The sequence below is a fragment of the Streptomyces sp. NPDC050211 genome (assembly GCF_040656035.1).
Classification (GTDB): Bacteria; Actinomycetota; Actinomycetes; order Streptomycetales; family Streptomycetaceae; genus Streptomyces.
In genome coordinates, this window is sequence record NZ_JBFALC010000019.1 from 114665 (window position 1) to 138791 (window position 24127).

Here is a 24127-nt window from a genome sequence, read left to right on the forward strand (position 1 = left end):
TTCGAGGGGGCCGACTTGGGTTGTAGCTTGTCTGCCGGTTCGTTGTGGCTGGTCGCGCGGTTCCCCGCACCCCTAGCGGGGCGCTGTAGCGCCGGACGTGTTGAGGTACGCGCGCCAGCCGCCGTGCGACGTGATGTCGGCCGCGCCTTCGAGGGCGCCTGGCTCGCACAGGAAGCCGGGGACGTGGCTGCCGTCGGTCAGTTCGACGGTGCCGAGTGCCATGGGGCGGGGGAGTGAGGCCAGCAGGCGGCCCAGGCCTTCGGCCGGGAGGCGCCATACCTCGGCCTCGATGGCGGCGCCGCCTTCGCCGACGTGGACCAGGCCCGGCTTGGGTGGGGTGGTGGCGAGTGCGTGCAGGCGGTAGACGGGGGCGGTGGTGGTCGTACGGTCCAAACGGGCGCCCAGGGCGAGGAGTTGCGGGTTGAGGGGCTGGCCCGACAGATGGGCGCCTACGACCGCGAGTCGGGTCTCGGGCTGCAGCAGCGCGGCGATCCGCGTCAGCCGCTCGTCGGTGAAGGCCGGGCCGATCACCATCACGCCGAAGGGGAGGCCGTTCACCTCGCCCGCCGGGACGGCCACCGCCGCCAGGTCGAACAGGTTGGTGGAGTTGGTGAAGCGGCCCAGGCGGGCGTTGGCGCCCAGGGGATCGGCGGCGACTTCGGCGAGGGTGGGGTGGCCGGGTGTGGTGGGCAGCAACAGGGCGTCCGCGTCGGCGAGTTCGGCGTCGGCGTGGGCGCGCAGGGCGGCGAGCCGTTCCTGGTCGGCGTAGAGCTGGTGGGCCGGGATGTCGCGGGCGCGGGTGATGATGCCGGTGACGGTGGGGTCGAGACCGGCGCCGCCTTCGGAGAGCAACTTGTCGATAAAACTCCCCACGGCGGTGTAGCGCTCGGCCACGAAGGCACCCTCGTAGAGCATCGCGGCGGCATCCGTGAACGGGGTGAGGTCGATCGTCCGCACCTCCGCACCCGCCTCGATGACCTGCCGTACCGCCGCCTCGTACGCCTCCGCCCAGCCCGCATCCAACTCGCCTAGCTGCCGCGGCGAGGCGACCGCGATCCGCCAGGGGCCCGGCGGGCGTTGGGGGAGCTGCTGGGGCAGCGTGGTCATGTACGACATCGCCTGCTCGGCCTCCGGGAGCGTCCGCGCGAGCACCGTCACGCAGTCGAGCGAGGCACAGGCCGGGACGACCCCCTCCGTCGGGACCAGGCCCCGGGTGGGCTTGAGGCCGACGATGCCGTTGAAGGCGGCCGGCACCCGGCCCGAGCCCGCGGTGTCCGTGCCGAGCGCGAAGTCGACCAGGCCCAGCGCCACGGCGACCGCCGAGCCGGAACTGGAACCGCCACTGATCCGCGCCGGGTCGTACGCGTTGCGCACGGGGCCGTAGGGGGAACGGGTGCCCACCAGGCCCGTCGCGAACTGGTCCAGGTTCGTGGTGCCCAGGACCAGCGCACCGGCCGCGCGCAGTCGGGCGACCACCGGAGCGTCCGCCTCCGGCCGGTAGGCGTACGACGGACAGCCCGCCGTGGTCGGCAGCCCGGCCACGTCGATGTTGCCCTTGGCGGCGAACAGCCGCCCCGCGAGAGGGAGCCGCTCACCGGCCGCCACCCGTTCGTCGAGCGCGGCGGCCTCCGCCTCGACCTCCTCCCGTGGCCGCAGGTCGATCCAGATCTCGGGGCGGTCCACGGCCTCGATACGGGCGTAGGCGGCGCGGACACGGGACACGGCGGTCGACATTGCTTGTGCTCCTCAGTTTGCTGCGGGCGCGAGGACGACCAGGGCCGTCCCCGCCTCCACCTGGTCGCCGGGCCCGACCAGGATCTCGGTCACCACGCCGTCGGCCGGCGCGTGCACCCTGGACTCCATCTTCATCGCCTCCAGCGCGAGCAGCGGCTGCCCGGCGGTCACCTCGTCTCCCTGCCCGACGTTCAACTGCCATACGGACGCGGCGAATTCGGCCTCTATGAGACGGCCGCCCGCCGGTACCCGCACCTCGGCCGCCGGTGCCGCGGGCGCCACCAGGCTCTCCGCCCGGGTGAACTCGCCCGCCGCCTCCCACGCGTCCCGCTCCGCCGCGAACGCGGCACCCTGCCGGGCCCGGAACTCGGCGATGGACTCGGCGTTCTCGGCGAGGAAGGCCTGATACTCGGCGACGGAGAAGATGCCCTCCTCGATGCGCGGCACAAAGCGCCCGGACTTGATGTCGGCGCGCAGTTCCAGCAGCTCCTCGGCACCCACCGGATACCACTTGATCCGGTCGAAGAACCGCAGCAGCCACGGCGACCCCGGCTCGAACGCACCGCGCTGCTGCCATGGCGACCACACCTGGGTCGTACGGCCCACGAACTGATAGCCGCCCGGGCCCTCCATGCCGTAGATGCACAGATACGCGCCGCCGATGCCGACCGAGTTCTCGGCCGTCCAGGTGCGTGCCGGGTTGTATTTCGTCGTCACCAGCCGGTGCCGTGGGTCGAGCGGGGTTGCCACGGGTGCGCCCAGATAGACGTCTCCGAGGCCTAGGACGAGGTACTCCGCGTCGAACACGGTGCGGTAGACGTCCGTCACCGAGTCGAGTCCGTTGACGCGGCGGATGAACTCGATGTTCCACGGGCACCAGGGCGCGTCGTCGCGCACGCCCGCCATATAGCGGGCGATGGCCTCGCGGGTCGCCGGGTCGTCCCAGGAGAGGGGGAGGTGGACGGTGCGGGAGGGGACGACGAGTTCGTCGGAGGGCGGGAGCGAGGAGACCGTTTCCCTTACGGCGGCCAGGAGTTCGTGCTGGGGGAGGCGTCGCGGGTCCGTCCGGATCTGGAGGGAGCGGATGCCCGGTGTGAGATCCGTGATCCCGTCGAGGGACTCCTCGGCGATCGCTTCCATCAGCGCGTGGACGCGCATGCGGAGGGCGAGGTCCAGTTGCATCGGCCCGAACTCGACGAGCAGGCTGTCGTCGCCGCTCCTGTGGTATGTCACATCGCAGTCGCGCGCCAGCACCCCACCGTCCACGATCTCCGCCCGCCCCACCCCGTCCACATCCACCGGCACGAACCGCACCGTATCGCCCGGCCGCAGCTGCCCCAGCTTCCACCGCTCCGCGCTCAGCACCACGGCCGGGCACACGAACCCGCCGAGCGAAGGCCCGTCCGGGCCCAGCAGCACCGGCATGTCGCCCGTGTAGTCGACGGAGCCGACGGAGTACGGCGTGTCATGGATGTTGGACGGATGCAGGCCCGCCTCGCCGCCGTCCGTGCGGGCCCAGCGCGGCTTCGGACCGACCAGCCGCACACCCGTCCGCGCCGAGTTGAAGTGCACTTTCCAGTCGGCCGCGTAGAAGTCCCGGATGTCCTGCTCGGTGAAGAACTCCGGTGCCGCATGGGGGCCTTCGACTGCGCCGACGTGCCATACGGTGCCGAAGGCGGGACGGTCGTCGAGCGGTACGGGCGTGCCGTCCGCGACCGTCCCCCCGTGCAGCACATCGCCCGTCCGCAGCTCCCGCCCCCCGTGCCCGCCGAACCGGCCCAGCGTGAAGGTGCTCGCGCTGCCCAGGAACCCGGGCACGTCCAGTCCGCCCGCGAACAGCACATACGTCCGCAGCCCGTGCTCCGTCGGCGCCCCGACCTCCAGTACGGCCCCCGCGGGCACCGTCACCGGCTCCCACTGCGCGACCGGCGCACCGTCGACGGTCACCGGCGCGGGAGCACCCGTCACGCACACGGTCGTCGGCTGCGTGAACCTCAACGCCGGTCCCTGGAGGGTGCATTCGAGCCCGGGCGTGCCTTCGGGATTGCCCAGCGCCCGGTTGCCCAGCCGGAACGACCGGTCGTCCATCGGGCCGCTCGGCGGCACGCCGACCTGCCAGTAGCCGGTGCGGCCCGGCCAGTCCTGCACCGTGGTGAGCAGCCCGCCGGAGACGACCTCGATGCGCGGGGTCGGATCGCTCACCCGCGTGAGGGTGGCCGTCGAGTGCAGGGCCGCACCGAACTCCGGGTCCGCGAGCGCCGCCCGCACCAGCCCGAGGTTGGTCTCGATGCCGTCGATCCGCGTGCCGGCCAGCGCCGCGTCGAGCCGCAGCAGCGCGTGCTTCCGGTCCGGTCCGTACGCGACGACCTTCGCGAGCAGCGGGTCGTACGACGTCGTCACCTCCGTACCCGTCTCCACCCAGCCGTCCACCCGGACGCCCGGCGGGAACTCGACCCGCGTCAACAGGCCCGCGCCGGGCCGGTGTTCACGGCTCGGATCCTCCGCGTACAGGCGTGCCTCGACGGCGTGACCGTGCGGCGGACCCGGGTCGCGTACGACGTCCGTCTCGCCGCGGGCCAGCCGCAGCATCCAGGCGACCAGGTCGACGCCGTAGATCTCCTCGGTGACCGGGTGCTCGACCTGGAGGCGCGTGTTGACCTCCAGGAACCAGGCCTCCTCGCGGGCGGCGTCGTAGACGAACTCGACGGTTCCGGCGGAGCGGTAGCCGACCGAGGCGCACAAGTCGCGGGCCGATGTGGCGAGTTGGGTGCGTATCTGGTCCGGCAGCCCGGGCGCCGGGGCCTCCTCCAGCACCTTCTGGTTGCGCCGTTGGAGCGAGCAGTCCCGGTCGCCGAAGGTGACGACCTTCCCCGTGCCGTCGCCGAAGACCTGCACTTCGACATGGCGGGCGTTCTCGACGAGGCGTTCGAGGAAGACACCGGCCGAAGAGAAGGATGCGGCGGCGACGCGCTGCACTCGTTCCCAGGCCTCGGTCAGTTCATCGGCGGATCGACAGGCCGACATGCCGATTCCGCCGCCCCCGCCGGTCGCCTTGAGCATGACCGGATAGCCGACCGCCCTGGCCGCGTCCAGGGCCTCCTCGACCGAGCCCAGCAGTCCCGTGCCCGGCGCCAGCGGCACCCCCGCGGCCCGCGCCGCCGCCCGTGCCGTGTGCTTCGCGCCGAACAGCTCCAGCTGCTCCGGCGTCGGGCCCACGAACACGATCCCGGCGTCCTCGCAGCGCCGCGCGAAGGCCGCGTCCTCGGACAGGAAGCCGTACCCGGGATGGATCGCGCCCGCGCCGGTGTCCTTGGCGGCGTTCAGCACCAGGTCCGCATCGAGGTACGACTCCTTCGCGGGCGCGGGACCCAGCCGTACCGCCTGGTCGGCGAGCCGGACGTGTGGCGCCGAGCGGTCCGGGTCGGAGTACACGGCGATGGTGCGCAGACCCAGTTCGCGGGCGGTGCGGATGATCCGTACGGCGATCTCGCCGCGGTTGGCGACCAGCAGCGTCTCGAAGCTCACGCGCTCTCCCCGATCGTCATCTCCACCGCCGTCGGATCGAAGCCGTTGCAAGGGTTGTTGATCTGCGGGCAGTTGGAGACGAGGACCAGCACATCGCGTTCGGCGCGGAGGGTGAGGGAGAGGCCGGGCGCCGAGATGCCGTCGACGATGCCGAGGGTGCCGTCCTTCTCGACTGGCACGTTCATGTACCAGTTGATGTTGGAGACCAGATCCCGCTTGCCCAGCCCGTACTTCGAGCCCTCCGCCAGGAAGTTGTCCACGCACGCGTGCTGCGACCAGGTGTGGTGGCCGTACCGGAGGGTGTTCGACTCCTTGGAGCAGGCGCCGCCGACCGTGTCGTGCCGGCCGACGTCGTCGGCGACCACGGTCATCAGCGGGGTGTGCTCGTTGGACATCAGCACACTGCCCGTGGTGAGGAAGATGGTGCCCTGCGCGTGGATCGTGTCGGGCGCGCTGTAGCGGATCGACGTGTCCTGGGCGTCGTACACCAGGAAGTCGACGGCCTGGTTGCCGTGCAGGTCGGTGATGGTGAGTGTCTCGCCGGAACGGACGACCGACGACCAGGCGGCGCGTGCGGGAACGACGGTCTTCATGCGAGCCCCCTCGCGGCAAGGAATTCGGCGGTGTTGAGGAAGGCACGGCGGCCCTCGGGGGAGGCGTCCCACAGCGGGTCGCCGGGCTTGGTCGGCTCCGCGCGCCAGGCGAGGACCTCCAGCGGGGTGCTGACGTAGTCGTCCCGTGGGTCGACCGGGTGGGGCACGTTGGCGATCAGCACCGTGACGTCCTGCTCGGTGCGCAGCGTCACACTCCCGCCCGGACCGGCCGAGCCGGTGAAGTCCAGGGCGCCGTCCTCACGCACCTCCACGCCCTGGAAGAACGACAGCGACGGCGGCAGGTCGCGCGGTTCGAGGCCGTGCTTCGCGGCGGCCAGCTTGAACAGCTCACGTCCGGCCGGTGAGCCGGACTGCGGGGCGCCGGCGCCGTACCGCTCGGTGTTGCGTACGAGGGTGGAGGTGCCGCAGAGCGCGTCGTGCCGCCCGGAGGTGTCGGCGATCAGCGAGGCGAGGACGCGGCCCTGGTCGGAGAGGAGCAGCAGGCCCTCGCCGAGGTAGGCGTTCCACTGGACCTTGACCGTGTCGGCGACGTTCAGCCGCTCCCACGGCCGGTCGGCGACGTACAGCAGCAGATGCGCGCAGGCGTCGCCGCGCAGATCGGTCAGCCGCAGCTCGGTGCCGCGGGCCAGTACCCGGTGGGTGTAGTTGCCGCCCGCCACCGTCTCCGCCCACACCAGCCGGCCCGCCTCCTGGGGCGGCTCGGGCCAGTCACTGGCCGGGATGACAGGCATGGCCTCGGTGCGCGTGCCCTCCTGGGCGCGTGCGTGCGCACGGGCTCCGTACGTGGTCGCTGTTGCCTTTCCTGGTGTCATCGCGGACCTCCGGCTCCGGTGTCTTTGATTTCTGTCGCCCGACAGAAATTAGGCACGGGGCGCGTCCCCGGCATTGCCCGGGTGCTTCCGCCCGGTTACCGATTCCTCACAGAGATCGCGACCTGCGTCAATATGCGAGGATCGACGGATGGGCACGAGCAGGGGACGACGCGTCGGCAGACCGCGGGCCGAGCGGCGGCCCGACAGCGGGCTCGAGCCGCGTGACGAACTCCTCGCCGCCGCCGCCGAGTTGTTCACCACGCGCGGCTACGCGGCCACCACGACCCGGGCCGTAGCCGAGCGCGCGGGCATGCGGCAGGCGTCCATGTACCACTACGTCTCCGGCAAGGAAGAGCTGCTCGCCGCGCTCCTGGAGTCCACGGTCACCCCGTCGCTGGCCTACGCGCGGGAACTGCTCGCCGACGACACCACCCCGGCCGAGGACCGGCTCTGGGAGCTGTGCCGCGCCGACGTGGAGCTGCTGTGCGGCGGCCCGCACAATCTCGGCGGCCTGTATCTGCTGCCGGAGGTGCGTGCCGAGCGGTTCGCCGGTTTCCATGCCGTGCGTGCGCATCTGAAGGACGCCTACCGGCAGTTGCTCGCCGCCACGGCCGTCGGCGGCCAACTCGCCAAGAGCGAGCTCGAATTGCGGACGGATCTGCTGTTCGGTCTGATCGAGGGCGTCATCCTGGTCCACCGCTCCGAACCCGAACGTCCTGTCTCGGTGTTCGCCGAGGCCACGGCGGACGCGGCGCTGCGGATCGCCGGGATCTGAGCGCCGCCCGCGGAAGCCGATCTTCACCCGTCACGGTGAGTGTTCTTCGTACGGCCGTACGCCGTGACGCAGCGTGTGCGAAAGATCTCTGAGCGTGTAAATGGGGTCGAGATTACTCCTGCCCCACGCCCCATTTCAGGTGCTTGCTGAATATGACTCAGCGATGATCCGGTCGGACTAAGCTCGCCCGCAGCGCACCGAGTTGGCACATATTCGTGCGCTTGTTCCCAAACATACAGAAGATCCCGACAACTCCAAGACGTACCCCCTGCAAGCTCCCCCGACACCCCGCCGATTCGTTTCAGAGGGCCTACATGGTGAGCGTTCACACTCCTCCCGCCTCTCCACCTCGTCGACGTGAACTGCCGTACACCCGCCTGCTGTTGCTGCCCGCCATAGCGATGGCCGCGGCGACCGGAGCCGCCGTCGCCCTGGTGACCGGACCGGCCCGGCTTGCCATCGGCCTGTCCGGCGCCGTCGCCACCCTGCTGGTGATCGGAACGGCAGCCGAAGCGGTACGCCGCGGCCGCATCCTGCGGGACGTGCGCGCGGAGCACGCCCGTCACAGTGCGTATCTGGAACAGCGCATCGCCTCCCACGACGACGAGGTGCGCCGCCTCGCGAAGGAGATCGTGCCCGCCGCCATCTACCGGCTGCGGTGCGGCAACGCCGTCTTCGAGGTGATGCGCGACCTCGGCAAGATCGACCCGTCCTACCGCGAACTCCCCGAATCGCAGCGGCTGTTGATCAAGTCGATGCTCGAAGTCGTCGACTACGAGGAATCCCTGCGCGACTCCGCCCAGCGCTCCTTCGTCGACATCGCCCGCCGCGTCCAGGCCATCGTCCACCAGCAGAACAAGGAACTGCGGGAGATGGAGGAGGACCACGGCCGCAACCCCGAGGTCTTCGACGACCTGCTGCGCATCGACCACGGCACCGCACTGATCGGCCGGCTCGCCGACTCCATCTCCGTCCTCGGCGGTGGCCGCCCCGGCCGCCAGTGGCCCGAGCCCGTGCCGCTGTACAGCGTGCTGCGCGGTGCCATGTCCCGCATCCTGGAGTACCGGCGCATCTCGCTGGACTCCATCGCCAAGGTCAACATCCGCGGCATCTCCATCGAGCCGGTCATCCACGCCGCGGCCGAACTCCTCGACAACGCCACCCGCTACTCGCCGCCCCAGACCAAGGTGCACGTCAACGCCGTCGAGGTGCAGACCGGCGTCGCCATCGAGATCGAGGACGCCGGCGTCAGCCTCAGCGAGGAGTCCCGCGCCCGGGTCGAGGGCATGCTGGAACGCGCCAAGACCGCCAGCGACCTCCAGGACCTCAGCGATAGCCCACGCCTCGGCTTCGCCGTCGTCGGCCGGCTCTGCTCGCGGTACGACATGCAGGTCTCGCTGCGGACCTCGGCATACGGCGGTGTCCGCGCCGTCATGATCGTCCCGCGCGAGATGATCACCGACGAGATCGCCACCGCCTACGCCCACGGCATCGGCGCGGCCGGCGCTCCCAAGCCCGAACTCGGCGCGATCGAAGGGCCCAAGCGCAAGGAGAAGCGGCGCCGTCCCACCAGCCCCAAGATCCCCGCGTCGGTCTCCATGGAGGACGACGTCCCCGTGGTCACCGAGTGGACCGCCCAGGGCCTGCCGCAGCGCCGCCGCCGGGTCCAGATCCCGCTCAGCGAGCGCCTCGCCCAGCAGGCCGCCTTCGAGCGCGCCGAGGCCGCCGCCCGGGAAGCCGGCCGGCCCACCGTCTGGTCCCGGGAGCCCGAGCCCGAACCGGAGGAGAAGGAAGAGCCCGCACCCGGGCAGTGGGTGGAGGCGTTCTGGAACGGCCTCAAGCGCGACCAGGACCCCACCGCACCCACCCAGCCGACCAACGAGCCGGCCCATGCCCCGGCCGACGACGAGGGGGACCTCAAGTGATCCAATCGCGCGCCAACTTCGACTGGATGCTCAAGGATCTCGCCGACGGAGTACCGGGCATCGAGATGATCGTGGTCCTCTCCGCCGACGGTCTGCGCATCGCCCGCCACGGCGGCGACCCGGACGCGGCCGACCGTGTCGCCGCGGCCTGCGCGGGCCTGCAGAGCCTGGCGAGCGCGGTCGCCCAGGAGATCCCGGACAGCGACGGCAAGATGAAGATGGTCCTCATCGAGATCAACGGCGGCTACTTCTATCTGATGGCCGCCGGCCCCAACGCCTATCTCGCGGTGCTGTCCGACACGTTCGCCGAGCCCGGGCTGATGAGCAACCGCATGAGCGACCTGGTCATCCGCATCGGCGCCCATCTCACCAGTCCGCCCAGGCGCAACGGGCAGACCGTATGACTCCTCCCCAACGCCGGCGGCGATTCCCCAAAGCGGCAGCACCACCCCCACCCCTGCCCCCGATCCCCAAGGACGGCGAGGGCAAAGGCCCTAAGAAGATCGAGCGGCTGTATGTGATCTCCGGCGAGGACGGTGCCCGCGCCGACCTCGACCTGGTCACGTTAATCGTGGCGTGCGCCGACCCGCCGCTCTCCGCCACGCCCGAGCAGACGGCGCTGCTCCGGCTGTGTACCGCCCCGCTGTCCGTGGCCGAGCTCTCGGCCTACCTCAGCCTGCCGTACAGCGTGATGACGGTGCTGCTCACCGAGATGCTGGCGGCCGACCTGGTACAGGCGCGCGCCCCGATCGCGCGGCAGTCGATCGCCGACCGGAACCTCCTCGAAGCGGTGATGCATGGACTTCAAAAGCTCTGACACGATCCCGGGCCCACGTACCGAGGACCACCTGCCGCACACGGCCCAGGCCGCGGTGAAGATCGTGATCGTCGGCGGCTTCGGCGTCGGCAAGACGACCATGGTCGGTTCCGTCAGCGAGATCCGACCGCTGACCACCGAGGAGACCATGACGCAGGCCGGTATCGGAGTCGACGACAACTACGGCTCCGACACCAAGACGGCCACCACCGTGGCCATGGACTTCGGCCGCATCAGCATCACCGACCAGCTGGTGCTGTACCTCTTCGGCACCCCCGGCCAGGAACGCTTCTGGTTTCTCTGGAACGGCCTGTTCGAAGGCGCGCTGGGCGCCGTCGTGCTCATCGACACCCGCCGGCTCGAGGTCAGCTTCGACGTCATAGGGCGTCTCGAGGAGCGCGGCGTGCCCTTCGTCGTCGCCGTCAACTCCTTCCCGGACGCCCCCCGTTACGCCATGGCGGACCTGCGCGCCGCGCTCGACCTGCCCGAGGAGATCCCCATCGTGGAGTGCGACGCACGCCGCCGGGCCTCCAGCCGGGACACCCTCATGACCCTGATGCGCTTCCTGCACTCGCTCGCGATGACGGGCGCGCTCACCTGACCGCCGTATGCGCCACTCCCCAACACATCGGAACCCTTTTCGGAGCGACCCCTGTGACGCCTGAACCCCACTCCCGGACCGGTACGCACGACCCGATCACCGGCCCGCCCCCGGGCTGCCCCGCCCACGGCACCGGCCCCGGGGGACTCCACCGGCTCTACGGTCCCGAGGCGGCGGACCTGAGTGATCTCTACGAGCAACTGCGCGACGAGCACGGCACGGTGGCACCCGTGCTGCTCCACGACGATGTACCGATGTGGATCGTCCTCGGTCACACCGAGAACCTGCACATGGTGCGCACGCCCTCGCAGTTCTGCCGAGACAGCCGCATCTGGACCCCGCTCGTGGAGGGCATGGTCAAGCCCGACCACCCGCTGATGCCGCACATCGCCTGGCAGCCCATCTGCGCCCACGCCGAGGGCGAGGAGCACCAGCGGCTGCGCAGCGCGGTCACCGGCGCCATGTCGACCATCGACCACCGCGGCATCCGCCGGCAGATCAACCGCTACACCCAGCGCCTCGTCAACGAGTTCTGCGAGAAGGGCAAGGCCGACCTGGTCAGCCAGTTCTCCGAGCACCTGCCGATGGCCGTGATGTGCGAAGTCCTCGGCATGGCCGAGGAGTACGACGACACGATGGTGCAGGCCGCCCGGGACGCGCTCAAGGGCACCGAGACCGCGATCGCCAGCCACGCCTACGTCATGGACGCGCTGAGCCGGCTCACCATCGCCCGCCGTGCCCAGCCGCAGGAGGACTTCGCCAGCCACCTCATCACCCACCCGGCCCGGCTGACCGACGACGAGGTCCGCGAACACCTGCGGCTCGTGCTCTTCGCCGCCTACGAGGCCACCGTCAACCTGTTGTCCAACGCGCTGCGCATGGTCATCACCGACCCGCGCTTCCTCGCCCAGCTGAACGGCGGCCAGATGACCGTGCCGGAGGCGGTCGAGCAGTCCCTGTGGGACGAGCCGCCGTTCAGCACCGTCCTCGGCTACTTCGCCAAGCACGACACGGAGTTGGGCGGCAAACGCATCCGCAAGGGCGACGGGCTGCTCTTCGCCCCCGCCCCGGGCAACGTCGACCCGCGCGTACGCCCCGACCTGTCCGCCAACATGCAGGGCAACCGCTCGCACCTCGCCTTCGGCGGCGGCCCGCACGAGTGCCCCGGCCAGGACCTCGGCCGCGCCATCGCCGACGTCGGCGTCGACGCGCTGCTGATGCGGCTGCCGGACGTCCAACTCGACTGCGAGGAGGACGAGTTGCAGTGGACGGAGTCGGTCGCCTCCCGCCACCTCGTGGAACTCCCCGTCCGCTTCGCACCCAAGCCCCAACAGGACGTGATGCAGAAGCCGAGCCACGCCCCCATCCCGCAACAGCGAGACACGTGGCAGATCGGCATGCTCCCACCCCAGCCGACGCCTCCGACGGTCCCCCCGGCCCCCATCGAACCCCAGCCGACCGTTCCTCCGACACCAGCACCCACCGAACCGCCCCATCGCCCGAGCGCCTGGCGCCGCTTCTTGCGGTGGTGGCGCGGCAACTGATCGGATCCGCGGTTCGCTCACTGCGGGCCGGTGGGGGCTGGTCGCGCAGTTCCCCGCGCCCCTAAGGGGCGCGTTGCACTGCCCCCTGCCTCAGGCGGAGCGCCACGTCTCGTACGACGCCCACGCCTCCAGCACCCGCCCACTGCGAAACGCATGCTCGACCCCCGTGACCGGATCGGTGAACTCCAGTGCCCGCGCGAGAAGTTGAAGCGGACGCCGAAAGTCACCGGCCGGCACGGGGTCGGCCACCTCCGGGTAGAGCGGATCGCCCAGGATCGGCACCCCGAGCGCGCTCATGTGGACGCGAAGCTGATGCGTCTGCCCGGTGCTGGGCATGAGCCGGTACCGCCCCAGCCCGTCCGCACGCCGATCGAGCAGCTCGACACGGCTGACGGCGTTCACCTCGCCCTCGACCTCCCGCGCGGCCGGCACCCCACGCTCCTTGAGGATCCGGCTGCGTACGGTCCGGGGGAGGGCGAGCCCCGCATCGTACGGCGCCACGGCCTCGTACTCCTTGTGCACCCGCCTGTCGCGGAACAGCGTCTGATACGCCCCGCGTTCCCCGGGCCGCACGGTGAACAGGACGAGCCCCGCGGTGAGCCGGTCGAGCCGGTGTGCGGCACCGAGCGTCTCGATGCCCAGCTCCCGCCGCAGCCGGGCGAGTGCGGTCTCGGCGACATGGCTGCCGCGCGGCGTGGTGGCCAGGAAGTGCGGCTTGTCGACGATCACGATGTGCTCGTCCCGGTACACGACCTCCAGCGGGAACGGCACCGGTACCTCGTCCGGCAGCTCCCGGTGGAACCACACGAACATCCCCGGCACATAGGGCGCGTCCGGCGCCACGGCCCGCCCGTCCGCCCCCACGAACAGCCCGTCGCCGAACATCCCGTCGACGACCCCGGCCCCCGCCCCCGACAGCCGCTCCACCAGATGCTCCCGCACCGTGCCCCACGCCCCCTCAAGAGGCAGCCGCACCCGCACCGCATCCACCCCGTCGCGCTGCGGCAACGGAGAGTCCGGGATCCGCGCCTTACGTCTCACCCGGTCAAGCGTACGAGACCCCGATCACCGTCCGGCCCTTGTAGATCCGGGCTCGGGTCCACACTGGACGTAAGACCCGTGAAGAAGTGATCAGCATGACCCTCCGCGCCATCGCCCACCGCCTCGGACTCCCCGTCGCCCTCGGTGAGAGGGATGCCCGCAACGTCGCCAAGGAGCTGATGAACAGAATCCAGAAGGACGTGGCCAAGCTGGGGGAGCCGCAGCTCGCGCCGGACAGCGCCCGTGACCTGGAAGACCGCTGGACCGAAATCCTGGCCCAGACCAAGGGCTGGCACCGGCCCTATCTCCACCCCTTCCGGCATTGAGATGCCCCACAACACACGACGACCGCCGCTATCGAGTCGGTGATGTCGTTTCCGGCGCAACTTCTCCAGCAGAGCGCACGCGTTGTCCACGCGTCAGCCGGTACAGGGCTCCAGCCCCCAGCGTGACCAGCAGGAACAGCACCGTGAACCACTGGAAGTACCAGTGCCCGCCCGCCGGGTCGTACACCGCGGCCCGTGGCCAGGCCAGGTTGACGGTCATGAACAGGCCGTAGACGAGGGCGAGGGCGTTGATAGGGATGCCCCAGCGGCCGAGGGAGAACAGGGGGCGGCCCTGCTCGTCGGTGCCGCCGGCCGGGAAGTCGCCGCGCAGGCGGCGGAAGAGCAGGGGGCCGGTGACCATGGCGTAGGCGAGGTAGAGCATCACGATGCAGGTGGTGCCGATGGCCAGGAACGCCTCCGGGGAGCCGAAGTTGAGCAGCAGCAGGGCGGCCGCGAGGACGCCGACCACCAGGGCGGGCGCTACGGGCATGCCGGTGCGTGGGTTGACCTTCGCGAGGCGACCGGCGAAGGGCAGCTGGCCGTCGCGGGCCATGGAGAACAGCATCCGGCTGGCCGACGTCTGGATGGCCAGGGTCGCGACGGTGATCGCCACCACCACGTCGACGAGCAGGGCCCGCCCGACGCCGTCGCCGAGGCTGCTGGTGAGGACGTAGCTCAAGCCCTCGACCCCGAGTCGGCCGTCGGTGAGGCTGGGCGCCGCCAGCAGACCGCCGAGAATGATCAGGCCGCCGAGCAGGCCGGCCGAGGCGAGCGCGGTGAGGATGGTGCGGGGCGCGGTGCGCCGGGGCTGGCGCGTCTCCTCGCTCATCTCGCCCGCGCTGTCGAACCCGATCATCACGTACGCCGCCGTGAACGAGCCCACCAACAGCGCCCCCACCAGACCCGACTCGGCCGCTGTCCCGGTCTCGAAGGTGATGCCGGGGGAGCGCTCGGAGTGGGTGAACAGCAGGACGATGATGAGGACGGCGCCGATGATCTCGGCGGTGACGCCGACGCGGTTGACCAGCGACAGCACTCGGTTGTCAAGGACGTTCACGAAGGTCGTCAGGGCCAGCAGGAGCACACCGAAGAGGGCCGCGTTGGCCGCGCCGCTCGCCGAGGTGGGTGCCGGATCGTCGCCGATCAGCTGGAAGCCGGACCAGATGGCGGGCAGGACCACCTGCAGGGCGAGCGCCGCCGCGGCGACCACCACGATCTGCCCGATCACCATGATCCAGCCGGCGAACCAGCCGAAGGTGAGGTTCGACAGACGCGACGACCACTGATAGATCGCGCCCGAGATCGGATAACGCGCCGCCAGCTCCGCGAAGCAGGCGGCCACCAGCAACTGCCCGATCAGCACCGCCGGCCAGGCCCAGAAGAAGACGGGGCCGCCGAACGCGTACCCGAAAGCGAAGAACTGGAAGACGGTCGTCAGTACGGAGATGAAGGAGAACCCGGCCGCGAACGAGGCGTACTCGCCGAGGCTGCGGTGCAACTCCTGGCGGTAGCCGAACGCGGCGAGGCCGCGGTCGTCGGAGGACTCCGGGGGATCGGGACGTACGTCGGAGGGGGTTCCTGAGGGGGAGGCCACGGCGGCACCTGCCTTCGGCGGGGAAGGGGCGGAGTTCCTGTCGGGTGACAGAAATTAGGGAGTGCCTGTTTCGGGTGCGTCACGTCGGCATGTCCACGACGAGCCCACTTACTCACGCCCTTGCCCTGTGCGCAAAATCGCGATACATCGTGTGTTGCGGTCCTCATTAAGTCGCGATATGTTCGGCCACGGATATACGGAAGCGAGGTAGTCACCATGGCGAGGAAGCGCCGCAAGCTCAGCAACCCGTTGGCGCTCGCCGTGATGACGACGCTCTGGCAGAAGCCGATGCATCCGTACGAGATCGCCCAGACCCTGCGCAGCCAGGGCAAGGACGCCAGTACGAAGACCAACTACGGTTCGCTCTACACGGTCGTGCAGAACCTCGAGAAGCACGGCTTCGTCGAGGTGACCGGTGTGGAACGCCAGGGCAACCGCCCCGAGCGCACGATCTACGGACTCACCGAGGCCGGGCGCGAGGAGATGGCCGAGTGGCTGTCCGACCTGCTCGCCATCCCGGCGAAGGAGTACCCGATCTTCGAGACGGCGCTCTCGCTGATGGCGGCACTGCCTCCCGACGAGGTGGTGCGGCTGCTGGAGATGCGACTGAGCTCGCTGGAGGTGCAGGCGGCGAGTGGCCGGGGCGCGCTCGAGAAGCTCTACGAGACGCTGCCGAGGCTCTTCCTCGTCGAGGTCGAGTACCAGCTGCACATGGTCGAGGCGCAGGCCGAGTGGGTCCGCGGCTTCCTCGACGAGATCCGGAAGGGCTCGCTGCCCGGAGTCGAAGAGTGGCGGCACTACCACGAAACGGGGGAGTGGCCACCGGAGTTGACGTAAGGACGGAACGAAAAGGACCCCGGCCGGGCTGTTGCAGCAGCCCCGCCAGGGTCACGAACCCCGAACCGACTCCGCCGTGGGGCGCAGCCGGGCCATCGAGGTGCGGCACACCCAGGATAGCCCGGCGCTCTTCACGCGGATCAGTCGTCAGTCCGCGTTCGCGGACTCCCGTACATCCGCTCATTCAGGAGAGCTGTCGTGATGAGTAGCAGCGATACGCGCGCGCCCGCAGTGGAGGCGCGCGAGCTGATCAAGACCTACCCCGGTGACGTCACCGCCCTGCGCGGCATGGACCTCACCGTCGAGCCCGGTACCGTCTTCGGCCTGCTCGGGCCCAACGGCGCCGGCAAGTCCACCACCGTCAAGATCCTCACCACCCTGGCCCGCCCCGACTCGGGCACGGCCACCGTCGCCGGGCACGATGTGCTGCGCCACCCGGACCGGGTGCGCCGCGCGATCGGAGTGGTCGCCCAGAACTCCGGCGCCGACCCGGTCGCCACCGGCCGCGAGAACCTCCAACTCCAGGGCAGGCTCTACGGCTTGAAGGGCGCCGCGCTGAGCCGCCGCGTGGACGAGCTGCTGGAGCGGTTCAAGCTCGCCGACGCCGCCCGCCGCCCGGTCAGGGGCTATTCCGGCGGTATGCGACGCCGCCTCGATGTCGCCCTCGGTCTGGTGCACCGGCCCGAGGTGCTCTTCCTTGACGAGCCCACCACCGGACTCGACCCGGAGGCCCGCGCCGCGATGTGGGACGAGATCGCCCGCCTCGCCGGCGACGAGGGCCTGACTATCCTGCTCACCACCCACTACCTCGAAGAGGCCGACCGGCTCGCCGAGCGCATCGCGATCGTCGACCGCGGCCGGATCGTCGTGGAGGGCACCCCGCACTCCCTCAAGGGCGAACTCCGCGGCGACGCCGTCCACTTGGAACTGCGCGCCGAGGTCGGCGAAGCCGGTCGTACGTTGCTGAAGGGCGCCCTCGGCGGTCTGCCGGGCGTGCACGAGGTGCTGGTCGACGGGCACCGCATCAGCGTCCGCGCTGACAACGGGGCGGCGACGATGCCCGCACTGCTGGGGGCACTGGAACGCGCCGGGGTCGGCGTCGCCGCCGCGACGGTCGCGCGTCCCTCCCTCGACGACGTCTATCTGCGGTACGCGGGCCGCCGTTACTCCGAGGCCGACAGCACCGGTGACCTTCTCGTGGCCGGAGGTGTGCGATGAGCACGGCGGTCTCCCATACCTGGTACATGACCCAGCGTCAGCTGATGGTGTTCGCACGCCAGCCCGCGTACGCGATCATCACGCTCATCCAGCCGGTGATCTGGCTGTTCCTGTTCGGCAGCCTCTTCAAGAAGGTCGTGGAACTGGGCGGCTTCGGCGCCACCTCGTACCTCGACTACCTGGTGCCCGGCGTGGTTGTGATGAGCGCCCTCGGCTCCAACCTGTGGGCGGGCATGGGCACGCTGGAGGAGATCCAGCGCGGCACGCTCGACCGCTTCCTGACCACGCCGGTCAGCCGGGCCGCGCTGATGAACGGCAATGTCGTCAACAACGGACTGGTGACAGCCCTGCAGTCGGTCATCATCGTGCTGCTCGGCCTGCTGGGCGGCGCCGACTACCCGGGCGGCGTCGGCGGCATCGCGGTCCTGGTCCTCGCCTCCGTGCTGCTGGGCACGGTCTTCGGGGCACTGTCCAACGCGCTCGGCATGCTGGTGCGGGAGCGGGAGTCGATCATCGGCATCAACACCTTCCTGCTGCTGCCGCTGACCTTCCTGTCCAGCGCCTTCATGGCGCCCTCCCAGATGCCGGGCTGGATGCGGCACATCGCCGACTTCAACCCGCTCGACTGGGCGATGGTGGCGGGCCGTTCGGCCTTGTCCGACCACCCCGACTGGGGCGACGTACTCAGCCGCGGTGGCGCGCTGCTGGCCCTGGCGGTCGCGGCGGTGTGGCTGTCGATCCGGACGTTCCGGTCCTACCAGCGGTCGGTCTGAGACCGTTACCGGTCTGTCTGAGACCGCAAAAAGCGGCCCGCGCATACAACGCGCGGGCCGCACTGGTCCGTTGTCACGCGGCCGGCGCCGCGCCCTCCTGCTCCGCCTCGATGCGCGCGTTCCACTCCCGCTTGGCCGCCTGCCAGCCGTCCTCGTTGTGGCCGAGCCGCCAGTAGCCGGAGATGGAAAGGTCCTCACGCGGGATCTGCCGCTCGACCCGCAGCAGGGCGCGCAGTTCCTTCACGAACGCCGCCTCGCCGTGCACGAACGCGTGCACCCGGCCCTCGGGGAACTCCAGCGCCCGTACGGCCTCCACCAGCGCCTCGCCGATGGGCCGGTCCCCGCGGTGCAGCCAGATGATCTCCACGTCGGAGTCGACCTTCTGCTCCTCCTCGGGGCCGGAGATCTCGACGAAGGCGAACGTCTTGGCGCCGGCGGGCAGGTCCTCCAAGGAGCGGGCGATGGCAGGCAGCGCGCTCTCGTCGCCGACGAGCAGATGCCAGTCGGCGCTCGGGTCGGGCGCGTAGGCGCCACCGGGTCCCATGAACCGGACGGTCTCACCGGGCTGCACTCGCATCGCCCAGGGGCCGGCCAGCCCCTCGTCGCCGTGGATGACGAAGTCCAGCGTCAGCTCGCGGTGCTCCGCGTCCCAGTGCCGCACGGTGTACGTCCGGGTCACCGGCCACTGCTCACGGGGGAACTCGGCCCGGATCCGCTCCAGGTCGAAGGGCTCCGGGTAGGTCGCGCCGCCGGTCGGGAACAGGAGTTTCACATAGTGGTCGGTGCAGGTGTCCGCCGCGAAGTCGGAGAGCCCGTCGCCGCCGAGTACGACTCGCTGCATATGGGGGGTCAGCCGTTCGGTACGCACGACCTGTGCGGCGTGGGGCTTCCGCGGCTTGCGGGCCGGACGTTCTGCCATGACGGCCTCCCTGTTCCCTTAGCTTAGGTTTACCTAAGTTAGCACTTCCCCCCAGTTAACACCTCGCGCGTGAACAATTTCTGGGTGCTTCACGCCGATATGGCACGCATCACACGACGGTGCCTGTCAGGTGTCAAGTGTCGTCAACAGCCGCTTCAGCGATCCACCCAGACCCCAGCGGGCCGCGAGCTTCTCCAGCGCCGCCGGGTCGCGCGGCGTACGCGGCAGGGTCGTGTCGACGTCCGGCAGCGGGACGTCGTCCGCGACCTTCACGACCGTCGGCGCCACCGCGATGTACGGCCGCGACTCGTCGAGCCGTTTGCGCTGGGACGGGGTGAGTTTGGCCTTCGGGTCGTCGACCGCGGCCATGATCCCGGCCAGGTCCCCGAACTCGGTGAGCAGCTTGGCCGCCGTCTTCTCGCCGATGCCGGGCACGCCGGGCAGGCCGTCGCTCGGGTCCCCGCGCAGCGTCGCGAGATCCGCGTACCCCCTCCCGTCGACGCCATACTTCTCGCGCAGCCACGCCTCGTCGGTGAGCTGGAGAGAGCCGACGCCCTTGAGGGGATACAGCACCCGCACCCCGCGCTCGTCGTCCACCAGCTGGTACAGGTCGCGGTCGCCGGTGACGATGTCGACCCGGCCGGTGGCGCGGGCGGTGAACGTGCCGATCACGTCGTCCGCCTCGTACCCCTCGACGCCCACGCGTGCGATGCCGAGCGCGTCCAGGACGTCCTCGATGACCGGCACCTGTGGCGAGAGCGTGTCGGGCACGACCTCCTCGTCGGGGCCGACCTCATGCTCCTCCGCCACCCGGTGCGCTTTGTACGAGGGGATCAGGTCGACCCGCCACTGAGGCCGCCAGTCGGCGTCCATGCACGCCACGAGAGCATCCGGATGGTGGTCCTTGACCAGGCGGTCGATGAACTCCAGCAGTCCGCGCACGGCGTTCACCGGCGTGCCGTCCGGGGCCTTCACGGAGTCCGGAACGCCGAAATAGGCGCGGAAATAGAGCGAGGCGGTGTCGAGGAGCATCAGTCGTCCCATCACGGCTCGCCATCATGCCGTACGGCACCGACAATCACCCGGATGCGTCACCCGTATGCCCAGCTCATCGAGTCAACGGCGCATAAGTAAAGGCCTTGTGAACTGGGCCACTAGGGCGTTTGACCTGCCATGGCAAGGGCAGGCGCCGCCTCGGAGCGATGCCGGTTGCGCATTTCAACTTTCTTGCGCCGGCGCCGCCCGTTCATAGCCCCCGAGCAGAGAGAAACGCGTGTCATCAACCCTTGAGGCAGAGCATCTGTACAAGGTGTTCGGCAGACGACCGGACGAAGCAGTCGACCGGCTCCGGCAAGGCGCCGACCGCGACGAACTGCGGGCCGACGGCACCACCGCCGCCGTGATCGACGCGTCCTTCACCGTGGAACCCGGACAGATATTCGTTGTGATGGGTCTGTCGGGTTCCGGCAAGTCCACGTTGCTGCGCATGCTCAACGGGCTCCTGGAGCCGACTGCGGGACAGGTCCGGTTCGACGGACAGGACCTGACCGCTCTCGGCGCCCGGGAACTGCGTGAGGTCCGCGCGAAGAAGATCAGCATGGTGTTCCAGCACTTCGCGCTGTTCCCGCACCGCAGTGTCCTGGAGAACGCCGGCTACGGACTCGCCGTCCAGGGAGTGCCCCGAGCCGAGCGGGAGAAGCGCGCCACCGAGGCGCTGGAGATGTGCGGCCTGGCCGGCTGGGAGAAGTCCTGGCCCGACGAGCTGTCCGGCGGTATGCAGCAGCGCGTGGGCCTGGCCCGCGCCCTGGCCACGGACGCCGATCTGCTGCTGATGGACGAGTCGTTCAGCGCGCTCGACCCGCTGATCCGCCGCGATATGCAGGACCAGCTCCTGACGCTCCAGCAGCGGCTGAAGAAGACCATCGTGTTCATCACCCACGACCTCAACGAGGCCATGCGCCTGGGCGACCGCATCGCCGTCATGCGTGACGGCAGCATCGTCCAGATCGGCACCGCCGAGGACATCCTCGTGCGCCCCGCCGACGATTACGTCGCCTCCTTCACCAAGGACGTCGACCGCTCGCGCGTCCTGACCGCGTCCTCCGTCATGGACACGGAGCTGCGCGGCGACGAGGCCGACTGCCAGTGCGCGACGGCGACGCCAGAGACCCCGTTCGCCGAACTGTGCGCCATCAGCGCCCGGCTCTCCCACCCTGTCGCCGTGCTCGACAAAAAGGGCAAGCTGGTCGGCGTCGTACCGCGTCAGCGGCTCGTCGGCTTCCTCGGTGACGAGACCGGGGCCCCCGCGCCCTGCGACTCCCCGCGTGACAAGGGCGGAGAGAAGGTGATGGCCGGTGCCTAGGATCGAGTTCGGCTCCTGGGTCAACGACACGGTCGACTGGCTCACCACCCACCTGGGATGGCTCTTCGACTTCCTCGAAGAAGTCTTCCGCGGCGCCTACGAAGGCGTCGACTCCGTACTGCAGGCGCCCGAGCCACTGCTCCTCGCGGGCATCTTCGCGGTGATCGCCTTCTGGCTGCGCGGCGCGCTCGCCGGCGTCCTCACCTTCGCGGGATTCGCCTTCATCATCTCCCTGGAGTTGTGGGAGAACGCGATGATGACGCTGTCGCTCGTCTTCGTCGCCACCGTCATCGCGCTCGTCCTCTCGGTGCCCGTGGGCATCTGGGCGGCCCGCTCGAACCGGGTCAGCGCGGTCGTACGGCCCGCGCTGGACCTGATGCAGACGCTGCCGGCGATGGTCTACCTCATCCCGGCGATCCTCTTCTTCGGCAGCGGCGCCGCCGCGGGCATCGTCGCCACCCTGATCTTCGCGCTCGCTCCCGGCGTGCGCATGACCGAGCTGGGCCTCCGCCAGGTCGACAAGGAACTGGTCGAGGCCGCCGAGGCGTTCGGCACCACCCCGCGCGACACCCTGATGCGCGTCCAGTTCCCGCTGGCGCTGCCCACCGTCATGGCGGGCGTGAACCAGGTCATCATGCTCGGCCTGTCCATGGCCGCGATCGCCGGCATGGTCGGCGCCGACGGCCTCGGCGGTGACGTGAACGAGGCGATCGGCCAGCTCAACGTGGGCCTGGGCGCCGAAGCGGGCATCGCCATCGTGATCCTCGCGATCTACCTCGACCGCATGACCAGCGCGCTGGGCACCCAGGTCTCGCCGCTCGGCCGCCGCGCCGCCGCCCGGCTGCGTGCCGCGCAGGGCCTGAAGATCTGGTCGTACCGTCCCCGCCCGGCCGTCGCCATGGTCGGCGTCGTCGTCCTCGCGCTCGTCGCGGGCGGCATGGGCGTCTTCGGCGGCGGAGACAAGACCGAACCGGTCGCCTCCGGTACGAACGTCGGCCAGGGCAAGAAGATCAGCATCGGCTACATCCCCTGGGACGAGGGCGTCGCCTCCACCTACCTCTGGAAGGAGGTGCTGGAGGAGCGCGGCTACGAGGTGGAGACCAAGCAGTTCGAGGCCGGACCGCTCTACACCTCGCTCTCCCAGGGCGACATCGACTTCCAGACCGACTCCTGGCTGCCGGTCACGCACGAGCAGTACTGGAAGAAGTACGGCAAGCAGCTGGAGGACCTGGGCGCCTGGTACGGCCCCACCTCCCTCGAGCTGAGCGTGCCCGCCTACATGAAGGGCGTCGACTCCCTCGACGACCTCAAGGGCAAGGCCGCGGAGTTCGGCGGCAAGATCACCGGCATCGAGTCCAGCGCCGGCATGATGAGCCTGCTCAAGAGCAAGGTTCTCAAGGAGTACGGCCTCGACAAGGAGTACAAGGTCGTCGACAGCTCCACCCCGGCGATGCTGGCCCAGCTCAAGCGCGCCTACGACAAGCAGGAACCGATCGTCGTCACGCTCTGGTCGCCGCACTGGGCGTACAGCGACTACAAGCTGAAGAAGCTCAAGGACCCGAAGGGCGCCTGGGGCTCGGGCGACGGCGTGCACACCCTCGCGCGCAAGGGCTTCACGCAGGAGAACCCGGTCGTCAGCCAGTGGCTGAAGAACTTCAAGCTGACCGAGGAACAGCTCACCAGCCTGGAGTCGGAGATCAACAAGGCCGGCCAGGGCAAGCAGCAGCAAGCCGTACGCACCTGGCTGAAGTCCAACCCGGGTGTCGTCGACAAGCTGGCCCCGGTGCAGAGCACCGCGAGCCCGGCCGAGGCGAAGCGTCCCCTGGACGTGGCCTGGTTCCCCTGGGACGAGGACATCGCCGTCACCTACCTGTGGAAGAACGTCCTGGAGCGGCGCGGCTACAAGCTGAACCTCAAGCAGATGGACGTCGGCCCGGTTTACACCGGCCTGGCCTCCGGCGACCTCGATCTCAACTTCGACGCCTGGCTGCCGTACGCCCAGTCGAACTACTGGGAACAGCACAAGGACAAGCTCAACGACCTGGGCACCTGGTACGAGCCGACGTCACTGGAAGTCTCCGTCCCCTCGTACGTGAAGGGCATCGACTCCCTTGAAGACCTCAAGGGCAAGGCCGACACCTTCGACGGGAAGATCATCGGCATCGAGCCGGGCACCGGCGAGATGAACCTCCTGAAGACGAAGGTCCTGCCCGGGTACGGCCTCGACAAGGAGTACGACGTCGTCGACGGCTCCACGCCCGCGATGCTGGCCGAGCTCAAGCGGGCCTACGCCAAGCAGGAGCCGATCGCCGTCGTCCTGTGGTCGCCGCACTGGGCGTACAGCGAGTACAAGCTGACCAAGCTCGCCGACCCGGAGAAGTACTTCGGCGAGGGCAACACCATCCGCACCATCTCCAACCAGGACTTCCCCGAGCGGTACCCGCAGCTCACGAAGTGGATCAAGAACTTCAAGATGAGCGAGGACGAGCTCGGAACCCTGGAGCAGGAGATCAAGGACCGCGGACAGGGCCATGAGGAGGAGGCCGTCGCCGCCTGGCTCAAGGAGCACCCGGACATGGTGGACCGGATGACTCCGGCCGCCTAGCCGCGGACTGGACCCGGGGCGGGGGGGGGGGGCCCCGCCGGCGCGGGCGGCGCCCCGGCGGGGGGGCGGGCCCCCACGAACAGCCGGCGCCACCCCACCCCCACC

General features: G+C 69.9%; 20 protein-coding genes. 12 read left to right on the forward strand and 8 right to left on the reverse strand.

All coding sequences use genetic code 11. The features are described 5' to 3' along the window. Nucleotides 1-72: 72 nt before the first annotated feature. Genes atzF through AB0I98_RS20985 form a run of 4 tightly spaced genes read right to left on the reverse strand, consistent with a single transcriptional unit; the run spans nucleotide 73 to nucleotide 6685 of the window. Nucleotides 73-1734, reverse strand: coding sequence for an allophanate hydrolase (atzF, locus tag AB0I98_RS20970; RefSeq protein ID WP_362943866.1), 1662 nt, complete (start codon nucleotides 1732-1734; stop codon nucleotides 73-75). A gap of 12 nt (nucleotides 1735-1746) precedes the next feature. Continuing rightward, nucleotides 1747-5259: a 5-oxoprolinase/urea amidolyase family protein gene (locus tag AB0I98_RS20975; protein ID WP_362943868.1), complete on the reverse strand. Its 3513-nt coding sequence runs from the start codon at nucleotides 5257-5259 to the stop codon at nucleotides 1747-1749. Continuing rightward, nucleotides 5256-5852, reverse strand: a complete 597-nt coding sequence (locus tag AB0I98_RS20980) for an urea amidolyase associated protein UAAP2 (RefSeq protein ID WP_362943870.1) — start codon at nucleotides 5850-5852, stop codon at nucleotides 5256-5258. The genes AB0I98_RS20975 and AB0I98_RS20980 overlap by 4 nt, the downstream gene beginning before the upstream one ends. Continuing rightward, nucleotides 5849-6685 carry an urea amidolyase associated protein UAAP1 gene (locus AB0I98_RS20985; RefSeq protein WP_362943872.1) on the reverse strand — a complete coding sequence of 279 codons (837 nt, stop codon included), beginning with the start codon at nucleotides 6683-6685 and terminating at the stop codon, nucleotides 5849-5851. The genes AB0I98_RS20980 and AB0I98_RS20985 overlap by 4 nt, the downstream gene beginning before the upstream one ends. Before the next feature lie 148 nt (nucleotides 6686-6833). Here AB0I98_RS20985 and AB0I98_RS20990 point away from each other — a divergent pair, with 148 nt between their 5' ends. From AB0I98_RS20990 to AB0I98_RS21015, 6 genes are all read left to right on the forward strand, one after another. Beyond that, entirely contained in the window at nucleotides 6834-7460 is a 627-nt protein-coding gene (locus tag AB0I98_RS20990; RefSeq protein WP_362943874.1) for a helix-turn-helix domain-containing protein, read from the forward strand. A 314-nt stretch (nucleotides 7461-7774) separates the two neighbouring features. Continuing rightward, the gene (locus tag AB0I98_RS20995) at nucleotides 7775-9385 is read left to right on the forward strand and encodes an ATP-binding protein (RefSeq protein WP_362943876.1); all 1611 of its coding nucleotides are present in this window, start codon (nucleotides 7775-7777) and stop codon (nucleotides 9383-9385) included. Beyond that, entirely contained in the window at nucleotides 9382-9789 is a 408-nt protein-coding gene (locus AB0I98_RS21000) for a roadblock/LC7 domain-containing protein (protein ID WP_210574890.1), read from the forward strand. Before AB0I98_RS20995 ends, AB0I98_RS21000 begins: the two co-directional genes overlap by 4 nt. Continuing rightward, nucleotides 9786-10202 (forward strand): DUF742 domain-containing protein, encoded by a 417-nt coding sequence (locus AB0I98_RS21005; protein ID WP_362943878.1) that lies wholly within the window; start codon nucleotides 9786-9788, stop codon nucleotides 10200-10202. Before AB0I98_RS21000 ends, AB0I98_RS21005 begins: the two co-directional genes overlap by 4 nt. Next, a complete protein-coding gene (locus AB0I98_RS21010; RefSeq protein WP_362943880.1) occupies nucleotides 10183-10803 on the forward strand; it encodes an ATP/GTP-binding protein in 621 nt (206 codons plus the stop codon). The genes AB0I98_RS21005 and AB0I98_RS21010 overlap by 20 nt, the downstream gene beginning before the upstream one ends. A 53-nt stretch (nucleotides 10804-10856) precedes the next feature. Further along, nucleotides 10857-12347, forward strand: a complete 1491-nt coding sequence (locus AB0I98_RS21015; protein WP_362943882.1) for a cytochrome P450 — start codon at nucleotides 10857-10859, stop codon at nucleotides 12345-12347. A 90-nt stretch (nucleotides 12348-12437) separates the two neighbouring features. On the opposite strand, the gene AB0I98_RS21020 is transcribed toward AB0I98_RS21015, so the two are convergent. Continuing rightward, nucleotides 12438-13388, reverse strand: a complete 951-nt coding sequence (locus tag AB0I98_RS21020; protein WP_362943884.1) for an RluA family pseudouridine synthase — start codon at nucleotides 13386-13388, stop codon at nucleotides 12438-12440. A gap of 95 nt (nucleotides 13389-13483) precedes the next feature. Between AB0I98_RS21020 and AB0I98_RS21025 the strand changes: the two genes are divergently transcribed. After that, complete coding sequence (locus tag AB0I98_RS21025; protein ID WP_362943885.1) at nucleotides 13484-13714, forward strand: hypothetical protein; 231 nt, start codon at nucleotides 13484-13486, stop codon at nucleotides 13712-13714. A 28-nt stretch (nucleotides 13715-13742) separates the two neighbouring features. Here the strand turns inward: AB0I98_RS21025 and AB0I98_RS21030 are convergent, their stop codons facing one another. Continuing rightward, the gene (locus AB0I98_RS21030; protein WP_362943887.1) at nucleotides 13743-15308 is read right to left on the reverse strand and encodes an amino acid permease; all 1566 of its coding nucleotides are present in this window, start codon (nucleotides 15306-15308) and stop codon (nucleotides 13743-13745) included. Nucleotides 15309-15524: 216 nt separating this feature from the next. Between AB0I98_RS21030 and AB0I98_RS21035 the strand changes: the two genes are divergently transcribed. From AB0I98_RS21035 to AB0I98_RS21045, 3 genes are all read left to right on the forward strand, one after another. After that, on the forward strand, nucleotides 15525-16145 hold the full coding sequence (locus tag AB0I98_RS21035; protein ID WP_362943889.1) for a PadR family transcriptional regulator: 621 nt from the start codon (nucleotides 15525-15527) through the stop codon (nucleotides 16143-16145). 201 nt (nucleotides 16146-16346) lie between these two features. Beyond that, nucleotides 16347-17363, forward strand: a complete 1017-nt coding sequence (locus AB0I98_RS21040) for an ATP-binding cassette domain-containing protein (RefSeq protein ID WP_362943891.1) — start codon at nucleotides 16347-16349, stop codon at nucleotides 17361-17363. Further along, a complete protein-coding gene (locus tag AB0I98_RS21045) occupies nucleotides 17360-18136 on the forward strand; it encodes an ABC transporter permease (RefSeq protein WP_362943893.1) in 777 nt (258 codons plus the stop codon). The genes AB0I98_RS21040 and AB0I98_RS21045 overlap by 4 nt, the downstream gene beginning before the upstream one ends. Nucleotides 18137-18209: 73 nt before the next feature. On the opposite strand, the gene AB0I98_RS21050 is transcribed toward AB0I98_RS21045, so the two are convergent. Together AB0I98_RS21050 and AB0I98_RS21055 are read right to left on the reverse strand one after the other, a co-directional pair. Continuing rightward, entirely contained in the window at nucleotides 18210-19055 is an 846-nt protein-coding gene (locus AB0I98_RS21050; protein ID WP_362943895.1) for a siderophore-interacting protein, read from the reverse strand. Between the two features lie 126 nt (nucleotides 19056-19181). Beyond that, on the reverse strand, nucleotides 19182-20099 hold the full coding sequence (locus AB0I98_RS21055) for a 5'-3' exonuclease (protein WP_362943901.1): 918 nt from the start codon (nucleotides 20097-20099) through the stop codon (nucleotides 19182-19184). A gap of 229 nt (nucleotides 20100-20328) precedes the next feature. Here AB0I98_RS21055 and AB0I98_RS21060 point away from each other — a divergent pair, with 229 nt between their 5' ends. Both AB0I98_RS21060 and AB0I98_RS21065 read left to right on the forward strand, forming a co-directional pair. Continuing rightward, nucleotides 20329-21417 (forward strand): glycine betaine/L-proline ABC transporter ATP-binding protein, encoded by a 1089-nt coding sequence (locus tag AB0I98_RS21060; protein ID WP_362943896.1) that lies wholly within the window; start codon nucleotides 20329-20331, stop codon nucleotides 21415-21417. Beyond that, entirely contained in the window at nucleotides 21410-24022 is a 2613-nt protein-coding gene (locus AB0I98_RS21065; protein ID WP_362943898.1) for an ABC transporter permease/substrate binding protein, read from the forward strand. The genes AB0I98_RS21060 and AB0I98_RS21065 overlap by 8 nt, the downstream gene beginning before the upstream one ends. Nucleotides 24023-24127: the final 105 nt, after the last annotated feature.

Bases quoted from the DNA above. Each gene is read 5' to 3' on its own strand.
- atzF (WP_362943866.1), bottom strand. From the start codon at position 1,734: ATGTCGACCGCCGTGTCCCGTGTCCGCGCCGCCTACGCCCGTATCGAG.
- AB0I98_RS20980 (WP_362943870.1), bottom strand. From the start codon at position 5,852: ATGAAGACCGTCGTTCCCGCACGCGCCGCCTGGTCGTCGGTCGTCCGT.
- AB0I98_RS20985 (WP_362943872.1), bottom strand. From the start codon at position 6,685: ATGACACCAGGAAAGGCAACAGCGACCACGTACGGAGCCCGTGCGCAC.
- AB0I98_RS20990 (WP_362943874.1), top strand. From the start codon at position 6,834: ATGGGCACGAGCAGGGGACGACGCGTCGGCAGACCGCGGGCCGAGCGG.
- AB0I98_RS20995 (WP_362943876.1), top strand. From the start codon at position 7,775: ATGGTGAGCGTTCACACTCCTCCCGCCTCTCCACCTCGTCGACGTGAA.
- AB0I98_RS21005 (WP_362943878.1), top strand. From the start codon at position 9,786: ATGACTCCTCCCCAACGCCGGCGGCGATTCCCCAAAGCGGCAGCACCA.
- AB0I98_RS21010 (WP_362943880.1), top strand. From the start codon at position 10,183: ATGGACTTCAAAAGCTCTGACACGATCCCGGGCCCACGTACCGAGGAC.
- AB0I98_RS21025 (WP_362943885.1), top strand. From the start codon at position 13,484: ATGACCCTCCGCGCCATCGCCCACCGCCTCGGACTCCCCGTCGCCCTC.
- AB0I98_RS21035 (WP_362943889.1), top strand. From the start codon at position 15,525: ATGGCGAGGAAGCGCCGCAAGCTCAGCAACCCGTTGGCGCTCGCCGTG.
- AB0I98_RS21040 (WP_362943891.1), top strand. From the start codon at position 16,347: ATGAGTAGCAGCGATACGCGCGCGCCCGCAGTGGAGGCGCGCGAGCTG.
- AB0I98_RS21045 (WP_362943893.1), top strand. From the start codon at position 17,360: ATGAGCACGGCGGTCTCCCATACCTGGTACATGACCCAGCGTCAGCTG.
- AB0I98_RS21050 (WP_362943895.1), bottom strand. From the start codon at position 19,055: ATGGCAGAACGTCCGGCCCGCAAGCCGCGGAAGCCCCACGCCGCACAG.
- AB0I98_RS21055 (WP_362943901.1), bottom strand. From the start codon at position 20,099: ATGGGACGACTGATGCTCCTCGACACCGCCTCGCTCTATTTCCGCGCC.